The organism is Bacillaceae bacterium S4-13-56, assembly GCA_040191315.1.
In the GTDB taxonomy this organism is placed as follows: Bacteria; Bacillota; Bacilli; order Bacillales; family JAWJLM01; genus JAWJLM01.
The window spans coordinates 1-4,679 of the sequence record JAWJLM010000134.1 but is presented as its reverse complement, the minus strand read 5'-3'; the positions used below and the strand labels follow the sequence as shown (position 1 = coordinate 4,679).

Sequence of the window (4,679 nt, the reverse complement as noted above, 5' to 3'; positions counted from 1 at the left end):
GGGGCATTGCCCCTGCCAGAGTAGGACGCCGCCAGGCAGTCTAAAAAACTATTGCTTTTTCTACCTTAATGGTTGTATTATAGAAAAGGAAACATTTTTCTAGAAAAGTAATTTATAGAGATCTTATTAAGATCATCTACACTATCGCAGGGTGGAGCAAAGTCGAAGGCTTTGTGAGGAGCGTAAGCTTCATCAAAAAAACTTGCAACGTGACGAACAGTTTAATACCTTTTATAGAGAATCACATTAGATTTTCTACACTATCGCGGGGTGGAGCAGTCTGGTAGCTCGTCGGGCTCATAACCCGAAGGTCGTAGGTTCAAATCCTACCCCCGCAACCAAATATTTTTATTAACTACGTCGAATATGCTTCATGGCTAACAATCACTCAGAAGTACTGAAAGTGCAACCAATCAATTTAATAAGTGGTCCGGTAGTTCAGTTGGTTAGAATGCCTGCCTGTCACGCAGGAGGTCGCGGGTTCGAGTCCCGTCCGGACCGCCATTTACATCTAAAGTTTGCAAATTGTGCAGGCTTTTTTTAATGCGAAAAAATGCAAATGAAGTTTAATAAATTCACTTCAATGGATACATAAATCATGAGCCAAGCCTATTCAATAACACCCCATAACCTATACAAAATTGAAATGAAAGTCTTCCGAATGTATATAAATCGCTATTTTCGACGAATTCTTTTCTATATCCCAAAAATTTTGCTATGATAAACCTAATGTCAGTTGAAAAAGGTGTTTGTAATGGACGAGTTTAGTTTTATTCAATCGATTACTCCTAAATGGTATCATCAATCTTCTTTATTAAAGGGAATAGGAGATGATGCAGCTGTTTTTAAAAGTTTATCTGGACAAAATATAGTACAAGCTGTAGATACGATGGTGGAAGAGGTTCATTTCTCGAAAAGGACAATGTCCCCGTCGGATATTGGATATCGATCCCTTGCAGCTAATATAAGTGATTTGGCTGCCATGGGGAGCATACCTGCATATTTTCTCGTGTCCATTGTAATTCCAGATCATTGGGAAGAAAATGAACTCCAAGAGCTCTATATGGGAATGAAAGAATTAGCCGACTTGTATCAAATGGATTTAATTGGGGGAGATACGGTTTCGGGAAAACAACTAGTCCTTACAATTACTGTTATTGGATTTGTTCCTGAAGGTTTCCAACGTTATCGTAGCTCCGCTCAACCAGGTGATGTTGTATTTGTTACTGGAACCTTAGGAGACTCTGCGTATGGATTACATATTTTAACTAATGAAACAAATGACGAAATAAACGAAAAAAAATACTTTCTTAAAAGGCATAGGAGACCAACACCACGAATTGCTTTTTCCCATATAACTAAAGATATAAAACGAATGGCATTAAATGACATCAGTGATGGAATTTCCAGTGAATCACACGAATTAGCTGAAGCTTCTAATGTGGACATATGGTTAGAAGAAGCGAACCTTCCTATTCATCCTGAATTGAGGGCAGCTCCATTATCGAATGAAATGAAAGCAAAATTTATTTTGCATGGTGGTGAGGATTTTGAATTGATTGGAACAGCCTCCCCACATGATTGGGAAAAAATTAAAAAGCTGGCTGATCAAGAAAGAATTCCTGTTTCCAAAATAGGGATAGTGAAGGTGAAACAAAAAACAGAGCCCCAAGTATGGTTAAACACTAACGATCATTGGAGATTATTAAATCGTCAGGGATATACCCATGCCAAAAGAGATTAGGTGACAGAATGGAAATGAACTTTAAGATGATTACTTATAGTGAAGAGGAAACGAAACAATTTGCCGAAAAGGTAGCGATTCTATTAAAGCCTGGGGATTTGATTACACTTGAGGGAGATCTGGGAGCGGGTAAAACGACATTTACCAAAGGTTTGGCGAAAGGTCTTTCTATAACGAAGACTGTAAACAGTCCAACTTTCACTATTGTTAAGGAATATATGTCAGGGAGGATTCCCTTATATCATATGGATGCTTACCGTTTAGAGAATAGTGACGAAGACATTGGTTTTGATGAGTATTTTAATGGTGATGGAGTATGTGTTGTGGAATGGGCATCTTATATCCCTTCATTTTTGCCTAAGGAATATCTAACAATTTTTATTAGAAAGCTTGAAGATGATCAAAGGGAGATCGTCTTTGAACCAAAGGGAGACCGTTACAAAGATTTATGTGAGGAGATTTTTTCATGAATGTGTTAGCGTTTGATACATCGAACCAACCCATGTCAGTGGCACTTATTGGAGATGGAATCGTAGTCGCTGAACAATCAACTTTTATTAAAAAGAATCACTCCGTTCAACTCATGCCTGCGATAAACGATGTCATGCAGGTAGGTGGAATGGAACCTAAGGATTTAGATGAAATCATTGTTACAAAGGGACCAGGGTCATTTACGGGGGTACGAATCGGTTTGACTACTGCCAAAACTATGGCTTGGACACTAGGGATACCAATTAAGACCGTTTCAAGTCTCCAAGCATTAGCTTACAATGTCCCGCATTTTAAAGGGAAAATCCTAACTTTTTTTGATGCTAGACGTGAAAGAGTATATGGCGCGATTTTTCATTGGACGGAGAAAGGCGAGCTAAAACAAGTCATTGAAGAGGAGAATGCACCTTTTACATTCTTTCTCCAAAAGTGTAAAGAAGATCAAGAAGAAATCATGGTCCTGAGTCCCGATCTATCTTTATATCAAGAAATGATAGAAAAAGTTATAAAGAATCCATTCTTTCCTCGTTCCTTTTTCCAGCAACCTAGGGCAGGAGTTTTTGGCTTATATGGGGATGCTATGGAGGTTGAACCAGTTCATGAGGTAGTCCCAAATTATCTTCGATTAGCAGAGGCAGAGGCAAATTGGTTAGAAAGGCAGAAACAAGATGGATCAAATCGTACTTCGTGAAATGGAGCTTGAAGATGTTGACCAGGTTCACAACATCGAAGAGCTATCGTTCGCTACTCCTTGGAGCAAAGAAGCCTTTATTAATGAAATAGAGCAGAATAAATTTGCAACTTATATTGTACTTGAGCTGGAAGGTGTTATCGTTGGATACTGTGGGGTTTGGCTAGTTATTGATGAAGCCCATATTACGAACATTGCCATTTTGCCGGAGTTTAGAGGCAAAAAGCTTGGGGAATTTTTATTTAAACATGTGATTGATTTTGCGAAGAAAAAAGGAGCTACACTTTTATCCCTAGAAGTTAGAGTTTCTAATATAGTGGCTCAAAAATTATATCGAAAGTTTGGTTTGATACCGGGTGGAATTCGTAAAAATTATTACGTAGATAATCAAGAAGATGCTGTAGTTATGTGGGTGAATTTATGAAAAATCATACAATTTTAGCGATTGAGACAAGCTGTGATGAAACGGCTGTAGCTGTTGTGAAAAACGGAAGAGAGCTGTTAGCTAATGTTGTTTCTTCACAAATTGATAGTCATAAACGTTTTGGCGGTGTCGTTCCTGAGATTGCTTCCCGCCATCATACGGAACAGATTACAATGGTTCTTGAAGAGGCATTACAAACAAGTGGATTATCAATGGATGATATAGATGCGGTTGCGGTGACGGAAGGGCCAGGGTTGGTTGGGGCATTGTTGATTGGTGTAAATGCTGCTAAGGCTCTAGCGTTTAGTCATCAAAAACCTCTGATTGGTGTTCACCATATTGCTGGACATATTTATGCGAATCGGTTGGAAAAGGAATTCGAATTCCCGCTATTGTCCCTCGTCATTTCAGGTGGTCACACCGAGCTCATTTTGATGAAAGAGCATGGAGAGTTCGAAGTGATTGGTGAGACGAGGGATGATGCGGCAGGGGAAGCTTATGATAAGGTAGCTCGAACACTCGATTTACCATACCCAGGAGGCCCTCATATTGACCGTTTGGCTAGTGAGGGTCAAATATCGATCGACTTTCCTCGGGCTTGGTTAGAGCCTGATTCTTATGATTTTAGCTTTAGTGGATTGAAATCCGCTGTTATTAATACGCTTCACAATGCAAGACAGAAAAATCAAGAGATCCCTAAAGAGGATATAGCTGCAAGCTTTCAAGAGGCTGTTGTCGATGTAGTGGTAACAAAAACAGCCAAGGCAGTCCAAGACTTCGGAGTAAAGCAGTTAATTGTTGCCGGTGGGGTAGCAGCTAATAGAGGCCTAAGAAAGAGGCTGGTAGAAGTTTTTGCTGACGAGCCTGTTGATGTCATGGTTCCACCTCTTCATTTGTGTACAGACAATGCTGCCATGATTGGAGCAGCTGCCAGCATTGCCTATGAACGGGGGCATCGCGCAGATTGGACATTAAATGCTGATCCTTCCTTATCAATTGAAAGATATGCTACACGGAATGTAAATGGACCAGCTTCTCATTAGGGAGGCTGGTTTTTTATTATGGGAGGGTGTTATACACAAGTTTCCTTTTTGAGTGTGTATAAGTTTTGAAAGTTCTTGTTCTATAAGGGTTTAAAACTTGTGAATAAACGTGGATAAACTCAATTATTTTTGTGGATAATGTGGAAAACTCTTGTTATAGTTGGGGATATGTAGGGTTAGTTGTGGAAAACACTGTGGATATTCTAATGTGATAAGGACTAGTCCACAGACTAAGGTGAACTTCATTTTTCTATTAACTTGTATTTGATAACCGGGAAGCAAACCGAG

5 protein-coding genes and 2 tRNA genes are annotated in these 4,679 nt (G+C 39.4%); all 7 read left to right on the top strand.

Annotated features, from left to right (window positions below):
- Positions 1 to 264: 264 nt before the first annotated feature.
- The 7 genes from RZN25_18065 to tsaD all read left to right on the top strand — a co-directional run bounded on the left by RZN25_18065 (position 265) and on the right by tsaD (position 4,391).
- Positions 265 to 341, top strand: a tRNA-Met gene (locus RZN25_18065).
- A gap of 86 nt (positions 342 to 427) precedes the next feature.
- A tRNA-Asp gene (locus tag RZN25_18060) sits at positions 428 to 504 on the top strand.
- Positions 505 to 754: 250 nt separating this feature from the next.
- Positions 755 to 1,744, top strand: a complete 990-nt coding sequence (thiL, locus tag RZN25_18055; protein MEQ6378712.1) for a thiamine-phosphate kinase — start codon at positions 755 to 757, stop codon at positions 1,742 to 1,744.
- 14 nt (positions 1,745 to 1,758) lie between these two features.
- A complete protein-coding gene (tsaE, locus tag RZN25_18050; GenBank protein ID MEQ6378711.1) occupies positions 1,759 to 2,214 on the top strand; it encodes a tRNA (adenosine(37)-N6)-threonylcarbamoyltransferase complex ATPase subunit type 1 TsaE in 456 nt (151 codons plus the stop codon).
- Complete coding sequence (tsaB, locus tag RZN25_18045) at positions 2,211 to 2,924, top strand: tRNA (adenosine(37)-N6)-threonylcarbamoyltransferase complex dimerization subunit type 1 TsaB (GenBank protein MEQ6378710.1); 714 nt, start codon at positions 2,211 to 2,213, stop codon at positions 2,922 to 2,924. Before tsaE ends, tsaB begins: the two co-directional genes overlap by 4 nt.
- Complete coding sequence (rimI, locus tag RZN25_18040; GenBank protein MEQ6378709.1) at positions 2,902 to 3,348, top strand: ribosomal protein S18-alanine N-acetyltransferase; 447 nt, start codon at positions 2,902 to 2,904, stop codon at positions 3,346 to 3,348. The genes tsaB and rimI overlap by 23 nt, the downstream gene beginning before the upstream one ends.
- Complete coding sequence (gene tsaD / locus RZN25_18035; protein ID MEQ6378708.1) at positions 3,345 to 4,391, top strand: tRNA (adenosine(37)-N6)-threonylcarbamoyltransferase complex transferase subunit TsaD; 1,047 nt, start codon at positions 3,345 to 3,347, stop codon at positions 4,389 to 4,391. Before rimI ends, tsaD begins: the two co-directional genes overlap by 4 nt.
- Positions 4,392 to 4,679: the final 288 nt, after the last annotated feature.